The 22534-nt window shown below is 39.6% G+C and carries 32 protein-coding genes and 1 pseudogene; 19 read left to right on the top strand and 14 right to left on the bottom strand.

Annotated features, from left to right (window positions below; genetic code table 11):
- Positions 1-235: 235 nt before the first annotated feature.
- Together ACO1DI_RS00875 and ACO1DI_RS00880 are read right to left on the bottom strand one after the other, a co-directional pair.
- Positions 236-565: an AzlD domain-containing protein gene (locus ACO1DI_RS00875; protein WP_014459275.1), complete on the bottom strand. Its 330-nt coding sequence runs from the start codon at positions 563-565 to the stop codon at positions 236-238.
- Positions 562-1287, bottom strand: a complete 726-nt coding sequence (locus tag ACO1DI_RS00880) for an AzlC family ABC transporter permease (RefSeq protein ID WP_014459274.1) — start codon at positions 1285-1287, stop codon at positions 562-564. Before ACO1DI_RS00880 ends, ACO1DI_RS00875 begins: the two co-directional genes overlap by 4 nt.
- 95 nt (positions 1288-1382) lie before the next feature.
- Between ACO1DI_RS00880 and ACO1DI_RS00885 the strand changes: the two are divergent.
- Positions 1383-1933, top strand: a pseudogene (locus ACO1DI_RS00885) (helix-turn-helix domain-containing protein).
- 35 nt (positions 1934-1968) lie between these two features.
- On the opposite strand, the gene ACO1DI_RS00890 reads toward ACO1DI_RS00885, so the two are convergent.
- Together ACO1DI_RS00890 and ACO1DI_RS00895 are read right to left on the bottom strand one after the other, a co-directional pair.
- Positions 1969-2652 carry a TerC family protein gene (locus ACO1DI_RS00890; protein WP_014459272.1) on the bottom strand — a complete coding sequence of 228 codons (684 nt, stop codon included), beginning with the start codon at positions 2650-2652 and terminating at the stop codon, positions 1969-1971.
- 272 nt (positions 2653-2924) lie between these two features.
- Complete coding sequence (locus tag ACO1DI_RS00895; protein WP_042992035.1) at positions 2925-3998, bottom strand: LacI family DNA-binding transcriptional regulator; 1074 nt, start codon at positions 3996-3998, stop codon at positions 2925-2927.
- A gap of 70 nt (positions 3999-4068) precedes the next feature.
- On the opposite strand from ACO1DI_RS00895, the gene ACO1DI_RS00900 reads away from it, so the two are divergent.
- Together ACO1DI_RS00900 and ACO1DI_RS00905 are read left to right on the top strand one after the other, a co-directional pair.
- Positions 4069-4548, top strand: a complete 480-nt coding sequence (locus ACO1DI_RS00900; protein ID WP_013057917.1) for an RrF2 family transcriptional regulator — start codon at positions 4069-4071, stop codon at positions 4546-4548.
- Positions 4549-4566: 18 nt separating this feature from the next.
- Entirely contained in the window at positions 4567-4950 is a 384-nt protein-coding gene (locus ACO1DI_RS00905; RefSeq protein ID WP_014459270.1) for a nuclear transport factor 2 family protein, read from the top strand.
- A gap of 36 nt (positions 4951-4986) precedes the next feature.
- Here the strand turns inward: ACO1DI_RS00905 and ACO1DI_RS00910 are convergent, their stop codons facing one another.
- The gene (locus ACO1DI_RS00910; protein WP_423144969.1) at positions 4987-5811 is read right to left on the bottom strand and encodes an SPL family radical SAM protein; all 825 of its coding nucleotides are present in this window, start codon (positions 5809-5811) and stop codon (positions 4987-4989) included.
- A gap of 436 nt (positions 5812-6247) precedes the next feature.
- On the opposite strand from ACO1DI_RS00910, the gene gvpJ reads away from it, so the two are divergent.
- The 10 genes from gvpJ (at position 6248) to ACO1DI_RS00960 (ending at position 10381) form a co-directional block, all read left to right on the top strand.
- On the top strand, positions 6248-6526 hold the full coding sequence (gene gvpJ / locus ACO1DI_RS00915; RefSeq protein ID WP_014459267.1) for a gas vesicle protein GvpJ: 279 nt from the start codon (positions 6248-6250) through the stop codon (positions 6524-6526).
- A 23-nt stretch (positions 6527-6549) separates the two neighbouring features.
- Complete coding sequence (locus tag ACO1DI_RS00920) at positions 6550-6813, top strand: gas vesicle protein GvpO (protein ID WP_013057922.1); 264 nt, start codon at positions 6550-6552, stop codon at positions 6811-6813.
- Positions 6814-6836: 23 nt separating this feature from the next.
- Positions 6837-7607 carry a GvpL/GvpF family gas vesicle protein gene (locus ACO1DI_RS00925; protein ID WP_423144970.1) on the top strand — a complete coding sequence of 257 codons (771 nt, stop codon included), beginning with the start codon at positions 6837-6839 and terminating at the stop codon, positions 7605-7607.
- The gene (locus ACO1DI_RS00930) at positions 7604-7861 is read left to right on the top strand and encodes a gas vesicle protein GvpG (RefSeq protein ID WP_014459264.1); all 258 of its coding nucleotides are present in this window, start codon (positions 7604-7606) and stop codon (positions 7859-7861) included. Before ACO1DI_RS00925 ends, ACO1DI_RS00930 begins: the two co-directional genes overlap by 4 nt.
- Before the next feature lie 11 nt (positions 7862-7872).
- Positions 7873-8697, top strand: coding sequence for a GvpL/GvpF family gas vesicle protein (locus ACO1DI_RS00935; RefSeq protein WP_423144971.1), 825 nt, complete (start codon positions 7873-7875; stop codon positions 8695-8697).
- Positions 8694-8945 (top strand): gas vesicle protein, encoded by a 252-nt coding sequence (locus ACO1DI_RS00940; RefSeq protein ID WP_116738816.1) that lies wholly within the window; start codon positions 8694-8696, stop codon positions 8943-8945. Before ACO1DI_RS00935 ends, ACO1DI_RS00940 begins: the two co-directional genes overlap by 4 nt.
- Positions 8935-9219: a gas vesicle protein K gene (locus ACO1DI_RS00945; protein WP_013057927.1), complete on the top strand. Its 285-nt coding sequence runs from the start codon at positions 8935-8937 to the stop codon at positions 9217-9219. Before ACO1DI_RS00940 ends, ACO1DI_RS00945 begins: the two co-directional genes overlap by 11 nt.
- A gap of 14 nt (positions 9220-9233) precedes the next feature.
- Positions 9234-9551, top strand: coding sequence for a gas vesicle protein (locus tag ACO1DI_RS00950; RefSeq protein ID WP_013057928.1), 318 nt, complete (start codon positions 9234-9236; stop codon positions 9549-9551).
- A 32-nt stretch (positions 9552-9583) separates the two neighbouring features.
- The gene (locus ACO1DI_RS00955; RefSeq protein WP_014459261.1) at positions 9584-9712 is read left to right on the top strand and encodes a hypothetical protein; all 129 of its coding nucleotides are present in this window, start codon (positions 9584-9586) and stop codon (positions 9710-9712) included.
- A gap of 144 nt (positions 9713-9856) precedes the next feature.
- Positions 9857-10381, top strand: coding sequence for a hypothetical protein (locus tag ACO1DI_RS00960; protein ID WP_423144972.1), 525 nt, complete (start codon positions 9857-9859; stop codon positions 10379-10381).
- Between the two features lie 137 nt (positions 10382-10518).
- Here ACO1DI_RS00960 and ACO1DI_RS00965 read toward each other — a convergent pair whose 3' ends face one another.
- Positions 10519-10920 carry a cell wall hydrolase gene (locus ACO1DI_RS00965; RefSeq protein ID WP_423144973.1) on the bottom strand — a complete coding sequence of 134 codons (402 nt, stop codon included), beginning with the start codon at positions 10918-10920 and terminating at the stop codon, positions 10519-10521.
- A 116-nt stretch (positions 10921-11036) separates the two neighbouring features.
- The gene (locus tag ACO1DI_RS00970) at positions 11037-11555 is read right to left on the bottom strand and encodes a dihydrofolate reductase family protein (RefSeq protein WP_042992034.1); all 519 of its coding nucleotides are present in this window, start codon (positions 11553-11555) and stop codon (positions 11037-11039) included.
- 90 nt (positions 11556-11645) lie between these two features.
- Between ACO1DI_RS00970 and ACO1DI_RS00975 the strand changes: the two genes are divergently transcribed.
- Both ACO1DI_RS00975 and ACO1DI_RS00980 read left to right on the top strand, forming a co-directional pair.
- Complete coding sequence (locus tag ACO1DI_RS00975; RefSeq protein WP_423144974.1) at positions 11646-12584, top strand: helix-turn-helix transcriptional regulator; 939 nt, start codon at positions 11646-11648, stop codon at positions 12582-12584.
- 122 nt (positions 12585-12706) lie between these two features.
- Positions 12707-12832: a hypothetical protein gene (locus ACO1DI_RS00980; RefSeq protein ID WP_423144975.1), complete on the top strand. Its 126-nt coding sequence runs from the start codon at positions 12707-12709 to the stop codon at positions 12830-12832.
- Between the two features lie 81 nt (positions 12833-12913).
- On the opposite strand, the gene ACO1DI_RS00985 is transcribed toward ACO1DI_RS00980, so the two are convergent.
- Entirely contained in the window at positions 12914-16063 is a 3150-nt protein-coding gene (locus tag ACO1DI_RS00985) for a bifunctional cytochrome P450/NADPH--P450 reductase (RefSeq protein ID WP_423144976.1), read from the bottom strand.
- A gap of 26 nt (positions 16064-16089) precedes the next feature.
- Complete coding sequence (locus ACO1DI_RS00990; protein ID WP_209367030.1) at positions 16090-16668, bottom strand: TetR/AcrR family transcriptional regulator; 579 nt, start codon at positions 16666-16668, stop codon at positions 16090-16092.
- 302 nt (positions 16669-16970) lie between these two features.
- Between ACO1DI_RS00990 and ACO1DI_RS00995 the strand changes: the two genes are divergently transcribed.
- Positions 16971-17339 (top strand): nuclear transport factor 2 family protein, encoded by a 369-nt coding sequence (locus ACO1DI_RS00995; RefSeq protein ID WP_423144977.1) that lies wholly within the window; start codon positions 16971-16973, stop codon positions 17337-17339.
- Positions 17340-17402: 63 nt separating this feature from the next.
- Here the strand turns inward: ACO1DI_RS00995 and cotJC are convergent, their stop codons facing one another.
- Genes cotJC through ACO1DI_RS01010 form a run of 3 tightly spaced genes read right to left on the bottom strand, consistent with a single transcriptional unit; the run spans position 17403 to position 18499 of the window.
- Positions 17403-17972, bottom strand: a complete 570-nt coding sequence (gene cotJC, locus ACO1DI_RS01000) for a spore coat protein CotJC (RefSeq protein WP_014459252.1) — start codon at positions 17970-17972, stop codon at positions 17403-17405.
- Between the two features lie 36 nt (positions 17973-18008).
- The gene (locus ACO1DI_RS01005; protein ID WP_014459251.1) at positions 18009-18254 is read right to left on the bottom strand and encodes a spore coat protein CotJB; all 246 of its coding nucleotides are present in this window, start codon (positions 18252-18254) and stop codon (positions 18009-18011) included.
- Positions 18251-18499: a spore coat associated protein CotJA gene (locus ACO1DI_RS01010; protein ID WP_423144978.1), complete on the bottom strand. Its 249-nt coding sequence runs from the start codon at positions 18497-18499 to the stop codon at positions 18251-18253. The genes ACO1DI_RS01005 and ACO1DI_RS01010 overlap by 4 nt, the downstream gene beginning before the upstream one ends.
- A 198-nt stretch (positions 18500-18697) precedes the next feature.
- Between ACO1DI_RS01010 and ACO1DI_RS01015 the strand changes: the two genes are divergently transcribed.
- Complete coding sequence (locus ACO1DI_RS01015) at positions 18698-19060, top strand: hypothetical protein (protein WP_014459249.1); 363 nt, start codon at positions 18698-18700, stop codon at positions 19058-19060.
- Positions 19061-19237: 177 nt separating this feature from the next.
- On the opposite strand, the gene ACO1DI_RS01020 is transcribed toward ACO1DI_RS01015, so the two are convergent.
- Positions 19238-19867, bottom strand: a complete 630-nt coding sequence (locus ACO1DI_RS01020) for a LysE family translocator (RefSeq protein WP_042992032.1) — start codon at positions 19865-19867, stop codon at positions 19238-19240.
- Between the two features lie 27 nt (positions 19868-19894).
- Positions 19895-20728, bottom strand: a complete 834-nt coding sequence (locus tag ACO1DI_RS01025; RefSeq protein WP_014459247.1) for an AraC family ligand binding domain-containing protein — start codon at positions 20726-20728, stop codon at positions 19895-19897.
- 220 nt (positions 20729-20948) lie between these two features.
- On the opposite strand from ACO1DI_RS01025, the gene ACO1DI_RS01030 reads away from it, so the two are divergent.
- Together ACO1DI_RS01030 and ACO1DI_RS01035 are read left to right on the top strand one after the other, a co-directional pair.
- Positions 20949-21770: a sensor histidine kinase gene (locus ACO1DI_RS01030; RefSeq protein WP_140451350.1), complete on the top strand. Its 822-nt coding sequence runs from the start codon at positions 20949-20951 to the stop codon at positions 21768-21770.
- A complete protein-coding gene (locus tag ACO1DI_RS01035; protein WP_140451349.1) occupies positions 21771-22412 on the top strand; it encodes a response regulator in 642 nt (213 codons plus the stop codon).
- Positions 22413-22534: the final 122 nt, after the last annotated feature.

Here is a 22534-nt window from a genome sequence, read left to right on the forward strand (position 1 = left end):
GCAGTGAAATAAATTCATAAGCAAACAAAGGGTACCTTATTTTTTTAAAAAATACCCATCTTACTTATTCAATTTATTTCATTTAATTTTTCCTATTTAGATACTACTCCGCTCATAAAAGCACCTCATCTATATTTTAGTTTTCATTGGCTTCTAATTTACACTCTTATCATACTATATGAAAAAGCGTGCGTAAAGGAGACAGTAAAAAAGCTCAAGAGCATAACTTGAGCTTTCATGACCAAAGAAAAAAACGAAGCAGCGCCATCATTCCAACTCCGCTAATAACGGTGATAGATAAGCTTTTGGTTTTCAGGGCAATCAGTAAGGTTGGAATAACTACGATAATGACGGGCCAGTTAATCTTTACGCTGTCATTTGCTTGAATCATAAAGTTTTCTACAACAAGTGCGGTTAAAATACAAATAGGAATATAGGATAGCCATTTTAATACGGGTTCTGGCAGCGCGATGTTACGCACAACTAAAAACGGAACAATGCGAGGAACTACGGTAACAAGGGCACACCCTAAAATAATGATGAGTGTTGGGTAGTGGATACTCATTTATCCGTCACCACCCCAATTGTCGCTACAATAATCGTTGAAATCAATACAGCCACATGTGAAGGTACGAAAAAAGACAGCACAATCATAATAATCGCCATATAAAGAATCAAACGTAAGTAATGATTAAGCTTTGAAGGTAACACGCTTTCGATTTGTAAAACAAGAAGAGCTAAAAACATAGCTGTTAAGGCAAAATCAAACCCAAAGGCTTCTGGATTTGATAGCAAATGACCAAAAATAGCTCCTGCCGTACAGGCAATAATCCAGCTGACGTAAGCCGTTATATTTAATCCGTTCATCCAGCGGTCATTAATTGGCTCACCTTTTGCAATTTTACTTGAAGACACCCCAAATGATTCATCTGTCAGAAGCGCTCCAATTCCAACATTTTTTAATAACGAATATTTTGTAAATTCAGGCGCTACCGTAGCGCTCAAAAGAAAGTGTCGTAAGTTTACAATAAATGTTGTGAGAATAATAGCTGAAATCGAGCTGTTGGCAACCATCAGCGCACAAATGATAAACTGAGCAGCCCCCGCATACACGAGCGCTGATAATAAAGTAACTTCCATAACGGAAAGATGCGAGGATACTCCAACAATTCCAGCCGCAAGCCCTATGCTTATGTAGCCGAGTAGCGTGGGGACACAATCCTTAGCCCCTTGTCTGAACGTTAACTCCCCTTTTTCTCTTTGCTGTACAGCTTTTTCTGCAATCACCGTACTCCCTCCTTTTCTGCTATATTATACATCTATACGTTATATTAAACAACAGTATGTTATACTATCTTTATAATAATTAAAGGAGTACAACAATGGACGCAATTCAAGATATTATTGCTAAAAATCTTGTTAAATTACGAAAAAATCGAAATTTGACGCTTGATCAAGTTTCCGAATTAACGGGTGTTAGTAAAGCAATGCTTGCACAAATCGAAAAAGGTAAATCCAGCCCTACGGTTACCACACTTTGGAAAATCGCCAACGGCCTTCAAGTCTCTTTTTCTGTATTTATGAAAGAAGACGCCCCGGATGTGCAGAAAGTAAGCATAAAACAGCTAGATCCCATCACGGACAACAAAGGTGATTACTTAGTGTATTCTTTTTTCCTTATCATCCGGAAAAAAAGTTTGAAATTTATATCGTCACATTAAAGCCTGGATGTGTGCACGAAGCGAAAACGCATTTAGGAGATGAATACTTACTTATTAAAGAAGGCAAATTAACGGTTCGTTTTGAAAATGAAGAACATGAATTAGTCTCAGGAGACGCTCTGCACTTTTCAGGAAATACCTCTCACAGCTATATCAATTCTTCTGAAAAAGAAGCAAGCTTTTTTCTGCTTATGCACTACCCCGAATCATAAAAAAAGAGCGTACGGATGATCCGTACGCTCTTTTTTTATGCTGCGTGGGCTTGTTCTTTTTTCATTTTTTTGTTTTTCATGTACCCAATGCCTACAACTGCAACGGTTAAGATAATTTGAACAGCAAGATGTAGAGCTGTACTTGGAACAAATCCGCCGATAATTTTATCTTCAACAATCATTTTTCCAGCAGACCATGCAAGCATCGCTGCTCCAGCGTAAATGATAATCGGAAATTTTTCCATTGCTTTCATAATAAAGCTGCTTCCCCAAATAATAATTGGAATTGAAATTAATACACCAATCATAATTGGCACAAATTCGTGTGCTACACCAGCTAGAGCTAATACGTTATCTAATGACATAACCGCATCTGCGATAATGATCGTTTTAACCGCGCTCCATACCGTTGCTCCACCTTGAGGATTGTCGCCGTGATCGTGATTGTCCGCTAATAATTTATATGCAATCCATACTAGCATTAAACCGCCGACCGCTCCGATTAATGGAATTTTCAATAAAGGGACAATAATAGCCGCAAATAATAATCGAAGACCAATCGCGCCGCCTGTTCCAATTAAAATCGCTCTTTTTTGTAAATCTTTTGGTACGTTACGAGCCGCCATTGCAATAACAATTGCGTTATCCCCGCTTAAAATTAAATCAAGAAAAATAATTTGCAGCAAACCCTGCACTGATACGCCAATTAGTTCCTCCATAGTTACCTCCACCTTCTCTTTTTATGTAACGTTTCTCCTTCAAATGTGCGAGTCTTTTCCTCCCTTTTTATAATTGAATACAAAAAAGACCCTTACCAAATAAGCGGTAAAGGTCTTGCTAACAACATAATGTCGCCAACAAAGCCGAGAGATAATCTCTGTAATGACGACTTTGCTGTTAAAGCTACTCCCCTTTAGGAGATACGTTCAATTATTTGTTTGTATTTACACCACTTATACTATAGCATCTCCTACATTCTGTCAATCGTTTTTTATGTAAAACGATTGTCAACGCTTTCTCTTTCAATCAATTCATAGTTCGAAAGTGTAAGCTTTTCGACTTCTTCTCCGTTGACTAGCTTAATAATTCGCTGTGCCCCCATTTGTCCCGCTTCTTTATAGTAATATTTTACGGTTGTTAAGCTCGGATGAATCACACCTGTAATTTCATAGCCTCCAAAGCCGGTAATTGATACGTCTTCAGGAACGCGCAGTCCGTTTAAATAAGCGGCCTTTAACGTGCCAAGCGCAATGTTATCAGTCGCACATACAATCACGGATGGGTTAAATTCTTTCATCACTGCCGTAGCTGCTCCGATTGCATCGCTCATGTTAAAGCTTGTTTGATAACAGCGGATTTCGCAATCGCTGTCTTTAAGACCGTCCTTTACGCCTTCTTTTCGCTTTACACCTACAGCTATGTCTTTTTCGGTTACGCCTAAAAAAGCAATTTTTTTATGCCCTTTTTCCCCTATGTACCTTCCAATGTCGCATGCAGCCTCGTAATCTTGGTGAATTAAGCTGTGGACTTCTTTATGCTCCTGTCCAATTAGCAAAACAGGAATTGAAATCGTACGGAACGCTTCCAAATGAGCTTTCGTGATTTGAACGGCAAGCAAAATAATACCGGCTACCTTCTGCTTAGCCAGCGTATAAATATTTTCAATTTCTCTTTCTAAATCTTGATTAGAATTGGAAACAATCATTTGGTAGTGGTGGTCTCTAAGTTCTTGATCAATACCATCTAATGTGCGGGAAGTCGCAAAAGAACCCATACGCGGAACAATGACACCGATGATATTTGTTTTTTTCGCTTTTAAGCTTTGAGCAAAAGCATTTGGGCTATAGTTTGTTTCTTTAATAATTCCTTCAATTTTTCGTTTCGTTGCATCGCTCACAGACCCTCCGTTAAGGTAGCGGGATACAGTGCTTTTTGCTACTCCTGCAAGCCGAGCGATATCTGCAATAGTTGTCATTCTCTCATCTCCGTATTTTGTTGCTGTTTCTTTCACAGTATACACGAATATCACGTGCATATTAAGTAACTGCTTTACTTTTTGATTCATAAGCGTTATGATGTGTACAACGCGGATAATAATTATCCACGTTGTACACATATAGCGGGAGATGATGTTTTTGCATATGAAAACAGGCGTTGAGCAATCGGTGTATGCCATTTTGCTCCTTACGTTTTTACCTGAGAAAGCGGTGCTTCCAGGAGATGTCATCAGCACTCAGCTTGGGGGTTCGCCTACGTATTTTCAAAAGCTTCTTCGTAAGCTGGTTAGCGCTGATTTACTTGCTTCAGTTCCTGGTAGCAAAGGTGGATTTCGCTTAAAGAAAACGCCGGAAGAAATCCGAATTTATGACGTATACGTAGCCATTGAAGGCAAGCAGTCTCTTTACTCATCAAGCGGTATTTTTCACGATATGCTTAATTTAAAAGACAAAGATATTTGCTTGTTATCCGATTTAATGGAAGAAGCTGAATCTTCATGGCAGTCCATTTTAAAACGGCAAACCATTGCTACGCTCACAAATGAAATTCACAAAAAATGTCCAAAAGAAAACCTGGACATGCTAAAAGCAACAGTAGAAGAAAAAATGGTGCTGTAGCACCCAAAGGAGATCATCATGGAAAACTTAAATAGATATTTTGATTTATTCGATCAATCACGTACAAGCGAACAAGCATTTGAAGAATTGGTGAGCCTTTTTTCAGACGATATCGTATTTGTCTTAAATGGCCACGAAAAGCAAGGCATTGAAAACTGGAAGCTGTTTGTGAAAATGGTTTTTAAAGAAAATGCTGATATTAAGCATATGTTTGAAGGCTGGAAAGCAGTTGAAGGTACGGACATGTTTGAAACGCCTTGGGCAGTATGCGGAAAACGTGCATCTGGTAGCGTATTTACTCAAACGGGAAAAGATATTGCTAAACTAGATGACAGCGGGAAAATCAGCTATTTAGAAAACGTGCCAGACGATACAAACATGTTTGATACGTATAAAAATTAATATAAAAAAAGAAGAGCTTTACTGGCTCTTCTTTTTTTACGGGGCAAATCCCTCTTGAGAAAGATAAATCATCGAAGACGGATAAAATTTTTCAAAATAACGAATGGCTTTGATATGAATGTCTTTGTCATACCAATCTAGGAAACCGTGCTGATCAAATAGTTCCGGCATCCCTAGCCTTTTAGACGTTTTACCTAAGGAACCGTCTCCCAAGTACAACGTATCAATGCAAATCCGGTCCATCGTTCCGTCTATTTTCTCAGGAAATTCAGGCGTGAAAGGAAGCATTGGAGCAATCGTTACCTGCGTTGAAATTCCGCTTTCTTTTACTTCTTTCAACGCATTCATACGAAGTTTCATCCCCGGAGCATAAGGAGAAAAAATTTGTTTTACATCTTCTCGGTCCGTTTCAACAGTCATCGATACGCGAAGATCACACACTTTTTGAAGTTCTAAAAGCAAATCAATATCTCTCGTCACAAGGGGAGACCTGGTTTGAATCAATAAAAAATCAGGTGGATGATTGATCATCGTTTCTAAAAGGGCGCGCGTGATGCCTGCTTTACGCTCAGCCGGCTGATATGGGTCTGTCGCTGAAGACATAAAGATGCGCACCGGCTGCTCTTTTTTTCGCAGTTTTTGTATTTCTTTTTGATAGACTTCAGCTGCGTTGACTTTCAGCTCTAGCCATGTCCCCCACTCCATCTCTTTAAAACGCTGAATTGGCAGTTCTCGCACGTAGCAAAATTTGCAGGAAAATGCACATCCGGCATACGGATTCAAACTATGAGTATAAGCTGAAGCCAAAAAGCCGGTTGCTTTTGTTAAAATGCTTCTCGAAATGACGTCTTTTTCGTTCACCTTTCTCACCTCTTTTTCCAATCAGTATATCAAGCTCACAAATGAAAAAACTACTTTCCCAGTGGAAAGTAGTCCTGTATATTTTCAACTCATCAACTTTGATTTTCTTCCTTTTCACTCGTCGTTTCGAATAAAGAGGTTAAATATGAATTTAACTCAAATTGGTCCTTTTCAATAAAATCAGATAATACCGGCTGCTCTTCTTTTCTCATCTTTCTCCACTCCTTTTGTTTTTTATGTATGTGTTTTCATTCATCAATAGATAAAAGTAATGTACTTAACTCTACCCGTATTAAAACAAAAATAATCATGGTATTTTATACTATTTTTACATTTATGCGCATTTTATTTGTATATTTTTTACAATATCACACACATTAATAGCAAGATTAGCAAACGTATATATTTCACTATGCAATATGAGAGGATTTTCATCATGACGATTAACAAATCAAACGATTGTTCTAGTCTAGCTGAAGTAGTTGACCGCATCTTAGATAAGGGCGTGGTAATTGACGTATTCGCTCGTATTTCCGTTATTGGCATTGAATTAATTACCATCGAAGCTAGAATCGTGATTGCCAGTGTGGACACATGGCTGAGGTACGCCGAAGCAGTTCGGCTGCTTCATAATGAAAGAGAAGATTTTCTTTCTTCGAATAACAGTGGAAAGAAACTTGAGCAGCTGAACCTTTTGCAAGACTTAGATTTATAAACTCATAAAGGTGGATTAGAGAAGTGAAAGTAGCCGAAATCATGGAATCCGTGACTGATTTTTTTAAAGAACACGTCGCTCCTCCTCACCGAATTATTTCGTATGAATCGATTCAAAATGGAGGATGGAAAATAACACTTGAAGCATTCGAAGAACAGGAGTATATGAGGCGCTATGCAAAAGATGAACTGCTCGGTATTTATGAAGTGCTGGTCAATAAGCAGCATAACATCACGTCTTTTTCACGCACCAGCCTACGCTATCGAAGCTCTCCAGCAGAGAAGTAAGCTGATTATTTTAATGGAAAGGAATGAAACAGAAATCGATGAGTGAAGAAATGGGCATTTATATTTTTTGCAGCATTCCCGCCACCGAGGCGCATACGTTTGGCAGCGTCACGATTGATCATCAAGAAAGAGCTACTTTTACCATTCACTACCGAGATGCAGCTATAGTGGCCGCTGCCTTTCCTCTTAAAATTTATCACCCTACAAAAGAGAATGTCACAGCGCATCACCAGGTGATTTCCAAAGTAATGAATGAGCATGATTCCGTTATTCCCATCAGCTTTGGCAACGTGTTTCATAGTCAACAAGATGTTGAAATGCTGTTAGAAAACTTATATCCACAGTTCGCCTCCCTTTTCCCACAGTTAAAAGGAAAAATAGAAGTCGGACTAAAAGTAATTGGGAAAACGGACTGGCTGAAACAAAAAGTGAATCAAGACTCTTCTTTGCATCAAGTACGAAACCCGCTTTCTGCCAGTGCTGATTTTTATAAACAAATTGCGCACGGAGAAACAGCTCAGAAATTCTTTTTAAAGCTTCAGCAGGACTGTAAAAAAGAGCTGTATCAACATTTAGAACCGATGGCTGAAGCGGCGAGACTCAACCCTCCTATTGTCGAAACGATGCTTTTGAACGCTTCTTTTTTAATTGACCGAGAAAAAGAAGCAGCGTTTGATGAACGTGTAAATGATCTGTATGAAAAATGGAAGCACAAAGCGGATTTTAAATATTCCGGACCGTGGGCTGCTTATAACTTTATCAATATTCAATTAAAAGTAGAAGAGAGTGTATGATTCATAAACTGCTGCTGTCTCCTGTCACGCTCATTGTAAAAGTCGGACAGAAAATCAAGGAAGAAGCGGATAAAGAACTTTACGATGTCTCTTTTATTCAGCAAAAAATCGTTCATCTTCAAATGATGTATGAGCTTGGAGAAATACCAGAAGATGCATATATGGAAAAAGAAAAAGAACTGCTGCTGAGGTATGAAGCAGCAAAAGAATATGAATTAAAAAGATGGGAATCAATGACGAAGAAACAAAAGTGAGGTTAAGAGAGATGGAAAAGCTCATTTATTTATATGGTCTAGTTCCAACCGAAGAAGCTAAGGAAATGCCCTTTCCTTCACTTGAAGGCATGGATCAGCACAACCCTATCTATGCTCTTTGCTTTGATGATATTACCGCATTTGTATGCGACTTGCCAAGCGATGAGTATTCGGAAGAAATACTGAAAGAAAAGATCGAGCACGATACGAAATGGCTGCAGGACAAAGCCATGCATCACCATGAGACGCTTCTTTTTTTGCATAGCCGCTACACGCTTCTTCCAATGAAATTTTGTACGGTATACAAAAGCAAGAATAGCTGTCAAAAAAGTATTGTCGATAACAAAGAAAAAACCCTCTCTTCTCTTCAGCTTTTAAAAAGATCTGAAGAATGGAATATAAAAGTGTATGCCCATACGAATTCTTTAAAGAAGTATCTGCTAACCCATAATGAAACGATCCAAAAGAAAAAAGAAGAAATAACTACGTTGTCTCCGGGCAGGCAGTTTTTCGAACGTAAAAAGATAGAAAGGCTGATTGAAGAAGAAACAGAAAAAGAACAGCTTTCGCTTTGTGATCACTTGCACAGTGAGATAAGTCCTTACGCCGCTTATCATAAAATCAAAAATAACTGGAGTCAAAAAATAACCGGCGAGAGCTACAGCATGTGCTGGAACAGCATCTACCTTCTTTCAAAAAACAATGTGGAATCGTTTTTAAAAGCCATCAGCGATAAGCAAACGTTTTACAAAAACATGGGACTGAATATCGAAGTAACAGGACCATGGCCTGCTTATCATATCGACACTCTGCGCTCGGAGAAAGATGCGGGATGACATCGCTGCGAAAACAAACGCTCGAGCAAAAAGACATCGCCCTCATTGATATATTAGATGTGATCCTCGATAAAGGAATTGCCATTAAAGGTGATGTATTGATTTCAATTGCCGGAATTGATTTAGTCTATCTTGATTTGCGGGTATTGATTTCTTCTGTAGAAACGCTGATAGGCTCTCCTGATCGTCAAGTCATTTCTTCTCAGCAGTTTGAACAGGAAACGGAGGCGTTGAGAAATGGAAAATAACCTCAAACGAAATGGTCGCATTGAGCTGAGTGCAGAAAATGCTGAACAAGGCCTAGCGCAGCTTGTTTTAACCGTCATTGAATTACTGCGGCAGCTCATCGAAAAACATGCGATTCGCCGAGTTGACAGCGGAAACCTGACGGACGCTCAAATCGAAGATCTGGGCGTGGCGTTGATGAAGTTAGAGAACAAAATGGAGGAGCTAAAATCAGTGTTTAACTTTACAAATGAAGATTTAAATATTGATCTAGGTCCCCTAGGAAAAGTGTTATAACAAGGAGTGAAAAAATGGCGGCGGAACATAACGGGCAGCTGGGCACTATTGTAGAAGTATTGGAAAAAGTATTAGATAAAGGTCTTGTTATTGCTGGAGATATTAAAGTGCAAATTGCTGATGTTGAACTCTTAACAATAAAAATCCGGCTGCTTGTCGCTTCTATTGATAAAGCAAGAGAAATTGGCATGGACTGGTGGGAAACAGACCCTTACCTATGTTCAAAAGCAAATCAGTCTTATCAAAAATTACAGGCGGAAAATGATAGTTTAACGCAGCAAGTGGCATCTTTAACGCAGCGAATTCAAGATGATTTGCTTTCGCTTGATTAACGGCTCACTTTATATAAGGAGGAATAACAAACATGAATTCTGAACAAAAATCTACGCTGTCTCCTGTTTCACAAGAGCAGCAAAGCCCCGATACTCAGCTAACGGAAAAAGAAGAGCGTATGCCGGAGTATACGCATACTTCGCTTAATCCAGACTCATAGAACGAAAAAAGAAATGCCTCGGCATTTCTTTTTTTATACTTTTACGATTTTCTTCGTTGATTAGGACATTGGAACAAATAGAGGTAAATACAATGAATACGACGAATGAGTACCATTATCTATTAATGACAAAGGAGAACGTGCATGAATAAAAAAGTAGTGGGGTTCGTTTATGCTCTTTTAACGGTGATCATTTTAAGTGCCTGCAGTACCGAAGACGTTGCGACAAACAAGTCGGAGCCGCAAGTTTCTGTTTCTACTACAGTTAAACCGCTGACGAAAAAAGAATTTAATGAAGTTGAAATATCCGAATTAACAAGCCCCTCTAAACAAGATTTTCGCAAAGTGCATGTGGTTCTTACATTACGCGGTACGGATTACCTGTCGAATATTCAAGTTAAGCTGCCTAATTATAAACAAGCTTTTAATAACATGAAAGACGATCAGCAAACAAGATATTGGTTTGGCAGCGGTGCAGATGAAGAGCAAGAAAATAAAAACATCTATACGAGAGAATTTGTCCTTTATACGAAAGGCTTAAACGATAAGCAAATGAAAGAAATTTTAGCAGCAGCTAAGGTAAAGACGTCCTGGATGGTAAAGGATACAAAAGCGAAGGATCAATCCGAATTTGCTGCTGGTAAAAACATAAAATTTGAAGCAAAATGAGAAATGCAGCAATGAGCAAAAGCCCCCTTTATTAAAAGAGGGCTTTTGCTCATTATATGAAGAACGACTACCTTGTCACCTGCAGCTAAAGTTTTTTAAGGTCAAACCTTTAGAATGCAGCATATCTCATAAGCTATCTAACCGTTATAAACGCTAGCACACGTTCCTGGTTTTGGCTCATAGTAACAGTGATTTTTGTATTGACCAGAAGCGGGCTGACCGTACCAGGTTGGAGGGCATGGAGCGGATGGATTAAAGTACCACAAGGCATATTTCCCCGGGTGTTCTCTCCAATAATCCAAATTCTTTTTGGCTAACCTTTTTTCAACACTTCTTGCTCTTTGATAAAATACGTTCCCTTTTTGAACTGCTTCAAATGAATAGTTGCCTCCCTGCACCTGGTAAATAACTTGCGGAACTGATCTTAAATCTTTGAAATCTAAACAGTTTGCTTTAAGGCGATTTACAATGACATTTCCAACATACAGCATGCCTTGTTTTCCTTCGCCTTCAGCTTCTGCTCTCATCATCCTTGCCATTAAAGCAACATCTGAATCTCAATAACTTACTCTTGGCATTTTTTCACCCCAAAAATATACTATGAAAAAAGGACGCTCTTGATGTCACTGTCCCTAAAATAACAGGAGGTGGATGTTTATCCTCTTTTGTAATACAGCTGAGCGATTTGCCCGTACTGCTTCATATCGGTAAGCTTCAAGTCCATTTCTGGAATTCCTTGTTTGAATAGCGGAATACCGCCCCCAAGCAAAACAGGAATGACCGATATGATAAATTCATCCACACTCTCTGCTTTTAAGAAATCAGCAAGGATCTCAGCGCCCCCCACTAGCCATATTTTTTTAGCGTCTTGATCGAGGTTGTTGAGAAATGACGCCACGCTTTCGTTTACAAACTCTACGTACTGATCTTTTCCTTGAGCTGATCGGCTAAACACGTAGCACTTTTTATCGAGATACGGGAACTCAGGTGTGAGCTTCAGCACGTGGTCGTACGTAGCCTTTCCCATAACGACCGCATCACACGTTTGATAAAAATCTTCGTACCCGTTGTCTCCCTCTCCTTCTACGCTTTGTAGCCAGTCAATCTCTCCGTTTTCTCTTGCGATATACCCATCTAAGCTTGCAGCAATATATACAACAATTCTTTTCTTCATTCCCTTTTCTCCTTTCAACTTTACTGTTTCTGTATGATATCATCTTAATACGACACTTTTTGTCATATTAAAAGAAAAAGGTGAAAATAAATGGCTAAATCTAGACGACTTGTAGATATGCTCATGTTTATTAACACAAAAAGAACGTTTACGGCAAAAGAACTAGCAGAGGAATTTGGGCTTTCCGTGCGGACCGTTCAGCGCTATTTACTGGACTTAAGCGAATTAGGACTGCCTCTTTACAGTGAAAAAGGACGGAGCGGTGGTTACAGAGTGTTAAAAAACCGTATTCTCCCTCCTATTTTGTTTACAGAAGAAGAAGCCATTTCGATCTTTTTTGCCTATCAAGCTCTGCAGTATTATCATAACCTTCCATTTGATGCAGAAATTCATGCAGCTCTTCAAAAATTTTATGTATATTTGTCTGAAGAAACGAAGAAAAAAGTAGATAAAATGAGTGCTCATATTGCATTTTGGAATCCTAAAAGAAACCTAAACACTCCTTATTTAAAAACGCTGTTAGAAGCAAGCCTTGAAGGAAAATATATTGAATTTCTTTATGATTCAAAGACGGGTCAAACAAGGAAACAAGCCAAGCCTCTTGGCATTTATGCTCATAACGGTTTATGGTACTGCCCCGCTTATTCCTACGATAAGCAAAAAGTATTATTGTTTCGAGCAGATCGTATTCACTCATTAAAGATTTTAGAAAAAGACGAAAAGATGTGTCTTACGTTAAAGGAATGGCTTGAAACAACTCCTGAAAACACACAACCGATTTCGTTAAAAGTAACCTTGACGCACGAAGGCGTTCGTCAGTGTAAAGGCGTTCCCTGGCTTGAAAATCATGTGAAGGTGACGCGTGATGGCACTGGCTATATTGATACGATAACGGACGGAAATGAACTAAGCTACATAGCTTCTTTTTTCTATACGCTAGGTGCTCATGCCCTTATTGAAGAACCTCAGGAGCTAATTCAAAAGATCTGCTGTCACGCAGAAGAAACGCTAAGCCAATATAAGAAATGAGGTTGGGACAAAAGTATTTTAGTTGAAGGTGAAACAGAAATGTTAAGCGAAATCATCGGTTAATATTTCTATTTTTTTGTCATAGTGGACGCAGGTCTAATGGGTTTAATTGCTTTTAGCTATTGATTGGAGGGCAAGGTGAAGACTCATGCGGGAAAAGCTCACCGGTCGTCCGCGGAGCACGGAAATCAACAGCGGTATCACAAGCAATCCATACAAGTTCATTTCTCAAGTTTGTTCGTCTTTAGATGATATGGATATGGGTTTAGTTATGTCTCAATCTGGCTATAAAAAATAACCTCCGCTAAATAGCGAAGGTTATTTTTTATTTACCCAGCCCACACGTCTTTTGCGTATCGGCCCTTTTCTTCTAGCTGCTGCAGCCATAAGCGAGCGTCTGCTTCACTCACTTCATGAACATCAGCATAGCTTTTAATAAGCGTTGCTTCAACGTCAGGTGCCATTTGGCTTCCGTCTCCGCAAATATAGAAGTGCGCTCCTTGATCAAGAAGTTCAATCAATTTCGTGCCGTCTTGTTCCATCACGTGCTGAACGTATGTTTTCGGCTGATTTGGTACGCGAGAAAAAGCAGTGTGAAGCGTAATGATGCCTTCATTTTGTGCATTTTCAAGTTCTTCTTGATAAAGATAGTCTTCATGAGGTGAACGGCAGCCAAAGTATAAATGCGCTTCTCCAAGCGACTGTCCTTGTTCTTTTAACTGCTTGCGAGCCTGCACAAAGCCTCTAAACGGCGCGACGCCTGTTCCCGGTCCGACCATGATAATCGGTGTTTGAGAGTCTTTTGGCAGCGCAAAGCCTGACTGCGGTGTGGAAACAAAGCACGTAATTGTATCTCCTTCTTGCAGCTCAGCAAGATAGTTCGACGCAATTCCTTTGTACTCTCCATACCCGCTCCACGCTTCTCCAGAGACAACGCTGACCGTGATGCTTGCTTGTTTTTCATCGACGCGAGGTGATGAAGAAATTGAGTAGTAACGCGGACGCATGCTTGGAAGAAGGGCGATAAATTCGCTGAATTCCATTTCACACGCCGGATATTTTTCAAGCAGTTCAAGCATCGTTAAACGTTTTGCCAGAACTTGTTCTTTGTACGTTTGCTTTTCAAGCAAGGCCTCAAGCTCCACTTTATGCGGCGGGCAGACCGTTTTAGCAGCCATTGCGCGAAGCTGCGTGCGCGTAACAGGATCTTGAAGCTCTACATATTGCAGAAGCTCTTCTACTGATACGGTTTTACCGAGTGGTAAATGCGCTAATTTTTCTTCTTCAGCTTCCAGACGGATTTGCTGTGATGCATCTAGACCGAATCTTGTTGCTACACGATTTACTATTCCTTCATAGTTGCGAGGAATAACACCTAAATGATCTCCTTCTTGATAAGAAGCTTCTTTTGGAAGTTCAATTTCAAGATGACGCGTGCTTCGTTCACTGCCTGGCTGTTGAAGCTCTTTGCTTGCTACGACGTTCGCTGAAAACGCACGGTGCATTTTCGCAAGCGGCATGTCCGCAGCGCTGTCGACAAATTGAAATGAAAGCGTAGATTTATTATCTTCACTGTTTTCAATGTCGAGGTTAAAGTAGGCTGCTACGTCACTCCACATATGTTCACGCCATTCTTCGTACGTGCCTTCAAAGTCGTCGCTTGCATCTGCTTCACCGCGTTCAGCTATGTTTTCTGCTCCTTTAGCGGCAAGCGTTTCATCGATAAAAGCAGGCACTTTTTGATACGTAGTCGCCCAGTTTTTATCGCCGCATCCAAATACGGAGTAGCGAACGCCTTTTACTTCATCAGCAGACGCTTTGTCTAACCAGTCGACAAATTTCTTTGCGTTATCAGGTGGGTGTCCGTTATAAGAAGCCGTTACAATTAATACAGCTCCTTCACGCGGAAGATTTCCTGCGTGGGAATCAAGCGTTGCAACCTGCGGCGCGAATCCTTTGCTCATCGCAATATCCGCTAAATCACGCGCCGTTCCTTCAGCTGTTCCCATGTTCGAACCGTATAGCACAAGCAGCGGCGTATTATGAGCGTTTTCTACGGTTTTGCGCTCTTTTTTAGCTGACTGCTCTCGGCTTGGTGAAGGAATGCCACCAAGCGGAATTTGTTTCGATTTTGCTTTTACAACAAAGCCTTCAGGTTTTAATGTTAAGGTTTCTTTAATATCCAGCTCGTAGTTTGTATGGTCTTCAAAATCAAAGTGTTTTAGCATCATACCAAGTACAAGCGTTGCTTCATGAAGAGCGAACTGCTGACCGATACACGCACGCTGACCGTTTCCAAATGGTTTAAACGCATGCTGCGGAATTGCGCTTGGGTTTTCAAAACGCTCTGGGCGGAACTCTTCTACATCGTCTCCCCAAATCGTTTTATCACGGTGAAGCTGAGGAATCAGAACCATCAGTTCATCACCTTTTTCTAAAGGATATTCTCCTCCAAGCACCGTATCTTCTTTAGCATATAGAGAAAATGCAGGAGCCGTTGGCCATAAGCGCAGCGCTTCGTTTAAGACCATGCCCACATATTTAAGCTGCTTGACTTGTTTGTAGCTTGGAACAGGATCGACGAGAACTCGTGCTGCTTCTTCTGCTGCTTTTTGTAATACGTGTGGATTTTTCACTAAGAAATACAGCGCAAATGATAAAAGACCGCTTGTTGTTTCATGTCCTGCAATTAAGAACGTAATAATTTGATAGCGAATATTTTCGTCATCAAGCGGTTCACCTGTTTCTGGATCTTTGCCGTTTAGCATATGTGTTAATAAATCATCGCTTTGTTCACCGCTTGCTTTGCGATCTGCAATAATTTTATCTACTAGATCGTTCATTACCTTAATGTCTTCTTGAAACTGGCGCTTGTTTTCATCATAAGCTGGGTCATCAGGATTTGCTCGCTGCAGCTTGTTCATCGCTTCATCTAGCGCACGTACCATGCTTGTAATAAATGGATGAGGCTGATCGCGGTAAAAGCTGTTAAAGCGGTAGTTAAATCCACAAAGACCGATTGTATCAAGCGTTAAGCGCGTCATATCTTCCGGTACTTCAATATGCTCATCTGCATTTAGACGCTCCCACTTTTGAATAAGCTGCACGGCGATATCAACCATCATCGCATGATAGCCTTTCATTGCCTGCTGACTGAAGCTTGGAAGTAAGATATTATGCGCTTTTTTCCAGTTTTTTTCGTGCGTCCAGCTTGTAAATAATCCGTCTCCTGCAAAATCACGTACAAATTTAAGCGCTTGACTTAAGTTTTTATCAAAGCGTGATTCATCGCATGCTTCTTTAATTAGACGCTGACTTGATAAGTAGCGCGTTACGCGGCCAGGCGCTTCAAATTTAAAAATTTCTCCTAGTTCGTCCGCAATTTTCATCAAAGCTTGAACTGGTTTGTCTGTGTTTAATAACGGTAAGTTTTTAAGCTCTCCAAACGTTTTTGGCTGAGGCATTTCTTTAATTGTCATGTTATCCCTCTTTCACTTGTTAAGTTTCATGGTTGTCTGCTAAGTGCTGCCCAAAGACTTTCTTCTACATCTGTAAGTAATTGATTCGTTAAATTTAAATAGTCATTTTCAATTAGTTCATATAACTCCATAAAGCTTCCAAATAAAATAGCAATTAGCGCATTTTCGGGAAGATTTCTAATCACACCTTGCTTTTGTCCTTCTCTGAAGAACGTGCAAACAAATTCCACCAGCTTTTGATATGCTAAGCGGCTCTCTTCTGTTAAAAAAGCTCCTTGGCTATGAGTTTTAATAAAACCAAGAGCACGAGGATGATTTTTAGTGAATGTCACCATACCTTCAAAGATATGATGAAATCCATCTCGGTATCCTTCTCTTTCGTTAGCCAGTCCGCTTTCAATGCACTGTAAAAACTCGTTTACATGCTGCTGAAACAGTTCATTTACAAGGCTTTCTTTATTTTTAAAGTAGCGATAAATTGTTCCTGCTCCTACTTTGGCATTTTCCGCAATCATTGGCATCGTTGTTGCATCAAATCCTCTTTCTGCAAACAGCAGAAGTGAAGCAGAAAAAATCGCTTTTTGTTTTGTTGGAGTAGTTTCCACTTTATCACCTCTTTTCAAAATCGGAATGAACGTTCATTCCGCTACAATTACAAGTATAAAAAACTGCCTCTTAATAGTAAAAAGATAACTAAGAAAGTGGAAAGAAAAGGTTCTTTCACTCCAAATTTATACCATTTAAAGGTAATTAAACACGTCTTTCAGAATATTTTATGCTTACAGAAAATTAGTCCACTTTTACCCTCTATTAACATAAATTAACACTAACCTCAAAGACAGACGTTTAAGAGAAAAGTAAAGTGGAAATAGAAAAGTGTTACATAAGGCGTAAAGGGGGACAAAAGATGAATCAAGCAAGAGTGATAGAATACGAGGAAATGCTTCGTTCAGCCATGCTTTCTAGTAACGTAGAGCTGTTAGAAGAATTACTTTCAGAGGAGCTTATTTTTGTAAATCATCTGGGGCAATGGCTTTCAAAAGAGGAAGATATAAATACGTATCGTTCTAAAAGTCTTAATATAGCAGGCATTGAAGTGTTGGAACAAGAAATTAAACTGTTTCAAGAGCTTGCGGTTACCGTTACAAAAGTAGCGTTAAATGGGTCGCTGGCAGCCGGTGAATCGATTGGAGGCGAATACAGCTATACGCGAGTTTGGAAAGATGTTGAAGGGAAATTAAAGGTTGTTTCTTGTCACTGCAGTTCTAGGGCATAATCAACGTTGCCAAAATAAAAAACCTCCCTCTTTTACTACTAAGAGGGAGGTTCCTTTTGCTTGTTAAAAAATTTTCTTCCTGTCTCTGTCATCTTTTAAAATCTCAACCGCCTCACGGAACCGCTGTGAGTGAACAATCTCTCTTTCTCGTAAAAATCTTAAGCTGTCGTTTAAATCAGGATCATCTGATATATCAATCAACCATTGATATGTAGCTCTTGCTTTTTCTTCTGCCGCTATGTCTTCATAAAGATCGGCAATCGGATCTCCTTTTGCCTGTATATAAGTAGCTGTAAACGGAACGCCAGCGGCATTATTGTAATAAAGCGCGCTATCGTGGTTTACATAGTGCTCTGTTAATCCAGCTTCCTTTAGCTGCTCCGGCGTTGCATCTTTTGTTAGTTTATAAATCATCGTAGCAATCATTTCAAGATGAGCAAACTCTTCTGTCCCGATATCGTTTAGCAATCCAACAACTTTATCGGGAATCGTGTAGCGCTGATTCAAATAACGCAACGCTGCTGCAAGCTCTCCGTCCGCTCCCCCGTATTGTTCCATTAAATATTTGGCAAGCGTTGGATTACACGTGCTTACTTTCACTGGGTACTGCAATTTCTTTTCATACACCCACATATAGTTCCCGCCTTTATCTGCTTATATTTGCCATGGTCAAGGACTTGTTCCCCAGCTCCACTTTCCGTCTGTATAGCTGTTTCCGTACTGCTGGAGCGGCCCGTACTTTGTCTCAAAGGTTCTTTTTAACTGCATAGCCTGCTGCGCGTATTCGTTAAACTGTTGCATAGCCTGCTGGTCATTTGGATGAGTATCTAAATACAGCGTTAATTCTACTAATGCAAAATCAACGGCCTGTATTTCTTCTAAATCCTGATAGTACTCTGGAGATAGTTTTTTCATTCTTCATCCCTCTTCTTATCTTTGTATGGATTTTCATAGTAGTCCCAAAAAGCCGGCCACAGCGTTCCTTTTTTTAGCGCTTCTTTAGATGAAAACTGCTGCAGGTTTGGCGGCTGAAATCCCATGTATAAATGAGGCGGCGTAGAATAATATTTCGCTCCTATCGGTCGGCAAGGATCATAAATACCATGGAAAGGCCGGTACGTTTTAACCGGTGTAAATGTATTTTTTAGATTGTTATCCATGAAAAGTCCTCCTCTAAAAACACACTCTGCTTTGTCCTATTCGGCTTTTAGCGAGTTCATGAAGGAATTTACTTCCGACTTAGGAACGAACCTTTTCGTCATCAAAAAGGCCTATATAAAAACGTTATATTTGCCCAATCCCTTTAGGCAGCTTTCTCATATCTTATAAAATAGTGATAAAAGAAGAGGTGTTAAAAAATGAACATTAATTACATGGATTTTTATTCTTACCCAGCAAGATTCCCTGGTCCTCAACTCCCTCCAGGCCCTCCTAGGCCACCGGGCGGTTTACCTGCACCTAGCCCGCAGCAAGCTCCAACTTCCCCTCCGCCGGCATTTATTCCGGCTCAACAAACGGCAACTCCATTTGCTGTTGACCCAGGTGCCATTTCTTTTTGTCTATTCCGCAATACGTTTATATGGCTTAGAGACGGCTCTAGCTTCTGGTATTTCCCTGTTTTTGTAGGACCACGATCGGTTGCAGGATTTAGATGGAACGGACGTTTTTGGACCATTTTCGGTGTCGATACACGACAAATTGTTTCGTTTACGTGTTTTTAAACGTTAAGAAAAGAGATTGAGATATAGCTAAAAGTAAATGGATAAATATACGAAGGCTATGTTTACCATACTAATAAAAAGATCCGAATGAGTTTGATTCTCCATCAAGAATCAAACTCATTCGGATCTTCTAACTAACATATTTTTATCCCAGCTTTTTTTGCCTACTAACCACTATTACACTATTGTTCTTATCCCAAAACCGATCAGCAGCACTCCGCTGCATCTCTGAAAAGCTTTTTGAAACATCGGTTTTTTAAGCCATTTTTTCACGTAATCTACTACATACACTAAGATTAAAAACCACCCTACCGCTATGAGGGTAAGAATAAAACCAAGCATAAGCAGCTGTTGATTAATGTCAGCATCCAAGCTGATAAATTGAGGCATAAACGTAATATAAACTAGTACTGTTTTAGGATTAAGAAAATTACTAAGAGCCCCTTGCATATATGATTCTTTATAGCAGCGATTAGATGAAGACTTTACAGTTTTTGTTTCTTCTGAAACGGCCTCCAATGAGAGCGTATTTTTTGTCAGAAATATTCTGATGCCTAAATAAAATAAGTACGCTGCCCCTATGTATTTAATCGTGTTAAACAGATACACCGACTGCGCAATAGCAACAGACAAGCCAAGCACAGCAATTAACGTCCAAAACGTGAGGCCTGTAGCCATGCCGAGTATGGTAAAACGTCCTGCTTTTGCTCCGTGATGAAGCGTATTTTTCATGATAAGAATTGTATCAGCACCAGGTATCATCGACATAACCAGTGCCATCAGCATGTAAGCAGCTAAATGATCCACAGTATTTCTCTCCCTTTTAAGCTATTACTAGCATTCTGTTTTCTTTTCACTTTCAAAGATTTTCATGTATTGTTTTGGTGTTAACCCAACCTGACTTTTAAAAAATTTAGTCAAATGACTTTGATCACTAAATCCAGTTAAAAAAGATACGTCAATCGGCTTTTGTCCCTGCTCTAGCAGCTTTTTAGCCTTATTGATTCGAATCGTTTCTAAGTAGCTGTATGGAGAGATTCCTTTTTGCTTTGTAAAAGAGCGCAGCAGCCGGTATTTGCTCCATCCAATTAGCTGACTTAACTCATCCAGCGTGATCTTGTTTGTATAGTTGTCTTCCAAATAGGTGCAGATTGTTTTGATTTCATCAGACGTGTCAGCAGCTGACGAAAAAAAGGAAAGGTTTGAATGATCGTGCATGAGCTCTTCTAGCAAATATAAAAATAACTCCTCTTTCTTAAACTCACGTTCACCATTTAAAATCTGTAAATGAAGCTCTTTTAAACTAGATACAGCGTCACTTCCTTGCACCACATTGCTGTTAAAACGCGGAAGACTTTCACTGCCGTTAATGTCAAAAACAGCTTTTTTCATCGCGTTTGGCGTCACATTAATACAGCGATAATCAAGTGTTTTGCCGTCTATTTGTTCACAGCTATGGACATCATACGGATTAAACAGCAGCAAATCTCCTGGATTAATGATGTATTCTTTGCCTTGGCAAATTAAATGGCGCTGACCTTCTTCAATAAATCCAATCACATAATACTCGTGAAAATGAGCAGGAAACTTTTGCATAATTCCTTTAAAACGGTAAGCTTCAATATGTAAATCGGCATCAACGTGCGCCGTGCGAATTTCTTTTGTCATCGATGAATCCCTCCTTGTCACATACTAAGCATTTTAACCATACCATTTACTTTAGGGTTTTTCTTGTATGATATTGCAAATAAAGCTTTTTCCCATTAATTTCATTCAATTGAGAGTTACATCCAATCACCCTTAAGAGTGATTTCTCTTCTTTCCTCTAGTAATTTTCCGCTCAAATGATAAAATATAGACACATTTTATGGACGAAAGAAGGGATACCGTGAAATATAGACAAATTAAATGGCTGATTTTGCTTCTTCCAACTCTGACCATCGCGCTTTGGGAGTATGTTCGCCATGCCTTTTTGCTCCCTTATATCTCAATGGACATGGGAAATGTTCTTTCTCCGCTGCTTGTGTTTTTTGTAACGCTTGTCTTTGTCCGCTATTTATTTTCTATTTTAGAAAAAATACAAGAAGAACTAAGGCAAGAAAAAGAAAAGAAAGCTGCGCTTATTGAGCGTGAAAAATTAGCGAGAGAACTGCATGACGGCATTGCACAGTCGCTGTTTCTCCTATCTGTTAAAATGAACAAGTTCGGAAGAAAAAATAAATTAGAGCAGGATCCTGATTTTATCCGAATGAAGCAAACTCTGCAGCATGTTCATGACGATACGCGCCAAGCGATTACAAATTTAAAGCACTCTCCTTCAGACTCTTCAGAAAGCTGGACTGAAAGCATTCATCAATACGTCGATGATTTAACACATACTCATTTACTGGATGTAAATTTAGATTGGAGACTGTCAGAAACAACGCTGTCGAGAAAAGAAAAAAATGAACTGTTTGCCTGTGTGAAAGAAGCGGCTATGAACGTCATTAAACATGCAAAAACAAATAAAATCTGGATTACAGCCAGTGAAACGGCAGGCGGATGGATTTGCGAAATTACAGATTTCGGTATAGGTTTCACCTCTGAATCTCTCAAGGCCGGTCTTGGCCTGCAAATTATGAAAGACCGTGCCAAAGATATGAACTGGGACTTTTCCATTCAGCGAAAACAGAACCAGACCATTGTTAGTATTAAAAAGGAGGTTACGTAAATGCAGCCGTTTCGTATTTTGATTGTAGATGATCACGCTCACGCAAGAGAAGGCATTCGCGATATTTTAGAAGAATATGAAGATTTCATTATTGTTGGCGAAGGAACCAACGGTCAAGAAGCCATTGAACTGACCGAAAAATTAATGCCCGATATTGTGTTAATGGATATTGGAATGCCTGTGATGGACGGGCTAGAAGCGACAAAACAAATTAAGCTTCAGTTTCCGTATGTTAAAATTGTTGTCATCACGGTTTCAGACGATATTACGGATTTGTTTGATGCGCTGAAAAAAGGCGCCCAGGGCTATTTGTTAAAAAACCTGCGGTCTGAAGTGTGGTACGACTATTTGCGTGCGTTCGCTTTAGATGAAGTTCCTATGTCAAAAGAAATTGCGTTTCAAATTTTAAAAGAGTTTCCGCAGGAAACATCGATTACAAAGCCAGACACTCCCCTTTCTGCACGGGAGCTTGAAGTACTTCAATTAGTGGCTAAAGGACTGTCAAACCGCGACATCTCGGCGCAGTTATTTATTTCTGAACACACGGTAAAAAGTCATTTGAAAAATATTTTAAGCAAGCTTCATTTAGAAAACCGCGTGCAGCTGACAAGCTATGCGTTTCAAAATGGCTTAATGAACTAACAGCTTTCACGAGCTGTTTTTTTATTAGCACCTTTCTCTCATAAGCCCCAACAATCACTCTAAGGAGTGATGGCTAATTCTCCCTTTCCTTCTATAATAAAAGCACGTTAGTTAGTAAAAAG

This window comes from Priestia sp. 40 (genome assembly GCF_049368575.1).
Taxonomy (GTDB): domain Bacteria; phylum Bacillota; class Bacilli; order Bacillales; family Bacillaceae_H; genus Priestia; species Priestia zanthoxyli.

Bases quoted from the DNA above. Each gene is read 5' to 3' on its own strand.
- ACO1DI_RS00875 (WP_014459275.1), bottom strand. From the start codon at position 565: ATGAGTATCCACTACCCAACACTCATCATTATTTTAGGGTGTGCCCTT.
- ACO1DI_RS00890 (WP_014459272.1), bottom strand. From the start codon at position 2,652: ATGGAGGAACTAATTGGCGTATCAGTGCAGGGTTTGCTGCAAATTATT.
- ACO1DI_RS00895 (WP_042992035.1), bottom strand. From the start codon at position 3,998: ATGAATCAAAAAGTAAAGCAGTTACTTAATATGCACGTGATATTCGTG.
- ACO1DI_RS00905 (WP_014459270.1), top strand. From the start codon at position 4,567: ATGGAAAACTTAAATAGATATTTTGATTTATTCGATCAATCACGTACA.
- gvpJ (WP_014459267.1), top strand. From the start codon at position 6,248: ATGACGATTAACAAATCAAACGATTGTTCTAGTCTAGCTGAAGTAGTT.
- ACO1DI_RS00925 (WP_423144970.1), top strand. From the start codon at position 6,837: ATGAAACAGAAATCGATGAGTGAAGAAATGGGCATTTATATTTTTTGC.
- ACO1DI_RS00930 (WP_014459264.1), top strand. From the start codon at position 7,604: ATGATTCATAAACTGCTGCTGTCTCCTGTCACGCTCATTGTAAAAGTC.
- ACO1DI_RS00935 (WP_423144971.1), top strand. From the start codon at position 7,873: ATGGAAAAGCTCATTTATTTATATGGTCTAGTTCCAACCGAAGAAGCT.
- ACO1DI_RS00940 (WP_116738816.1), top strand. From the start codon at position 8,694: ATGACATCGCTGCGAAAACAAACGCTCGAGCAAAAAGACATCGCCCTC.
- ACO1DI_RS00945 (WP_013057927.1), top strand. From the start codon at position 8,935: ATGGAAAATAACCTCAAACGAAATGGTCGCATTGAGCTGAGTGCAGAA.
- ACO1DI_RS00950 (WP_013057928.1), top strand. From the start codon at position 9,234: ATGGCGGCGGAACATAACGGGCAGCTGGGCACTATTGTAGAAGTATTG.
- ACO1DI_RS00955 (WP_014459261.1), top strand. From the start codon at position 9,584: ATGAATTCTGAACAAAAATCTACGCTGTCTCCTGTTTCACAAGAGCAG.
- ACO1DI_RS00960 (WP_423144972.1), top strand. From the start codon at position 9,857: ATGAATAAAAAAGTAGTGGGGTTCGTTTATGCTCTTTTAACGGTGATC.
- ACO1DI_RS00965 (WP_423144973.1), bottom strand. From the start codon at position 10,920: ATGGCAAGGATGATGAGAGCAGAAGCTGAAGGCGAAGGAAAACAAGGC.
- ACO1DI_RS00970 (WP_042992034.1), bottom strand. From the start codon at position 11,555: ATGAAGAAAAGAATTGTTGTATATATTGCTGCAAGCTTAGATGGGTAT.
- ACO1DI_RS00975 (WP_423144974.1), top strand. From the start codon at position 11,646: ATGGCTAAATCTAGACGACTTGTAGATATGCTCATGTTTATTAACACA.
- ACO1DI_RS00985 (WP_423144976.1), bottom strand. From the start codon at position 16,063: ATGACAATTAAAGAAATGCCTCAGCCAAAAACGTTTGGAGAGCTTAAA.
- ACO1DI_RS00995 (WP_423144977.1), top strand. From the start codon at position 16,971: ATGAATCAAGCAAGAGTGATAGAATACGAGGAAATGCTTCGTTCAGCC.
- cotJC (WP_014459252.1), bottom strand. From the start codon at position 17,972: ATGTGGGTGTATGAAAAGAAATTGCAGTACCCAGTGAAAGTAAGCACG.
- ACO1DI_RS01005 (WP_014459251.1), bottom strand. From the start codon at position 18,254: ATGAAAAAACTATCTCCAGAGTACTATCAGGATTTAGAAGAAATACAG.
- ACO1DI_RS01010 (WP_423144978.1), bottom strand. From the start codon at position 18,499: ATGGATAACAATCTAAAAAATACATTTACACCGGTTAAAACGTACCGG.
- ACO1DI_RS01015 (WP_014459249.1), top strand. From the start codon at position 18,698: ATGAACATTAATTACATGGATTTTTATTCTTACCCAGCAAGATTCCCT.
- ACO1DI_RS01025 (WP_014459247.1), bottom strand. From the start codon at position 20,728: ATGACAAAAGAAATTCGCACGGCGCACGTTGATGCCGATTTACATATT.
- ACO1DI_RS01035 (WP_140451349.1), top strand. From the start codon at position 21,771: ATGCAGCCGTTTCGTATTTTGATTGTAGATGATCACGCTCACGCAAGA.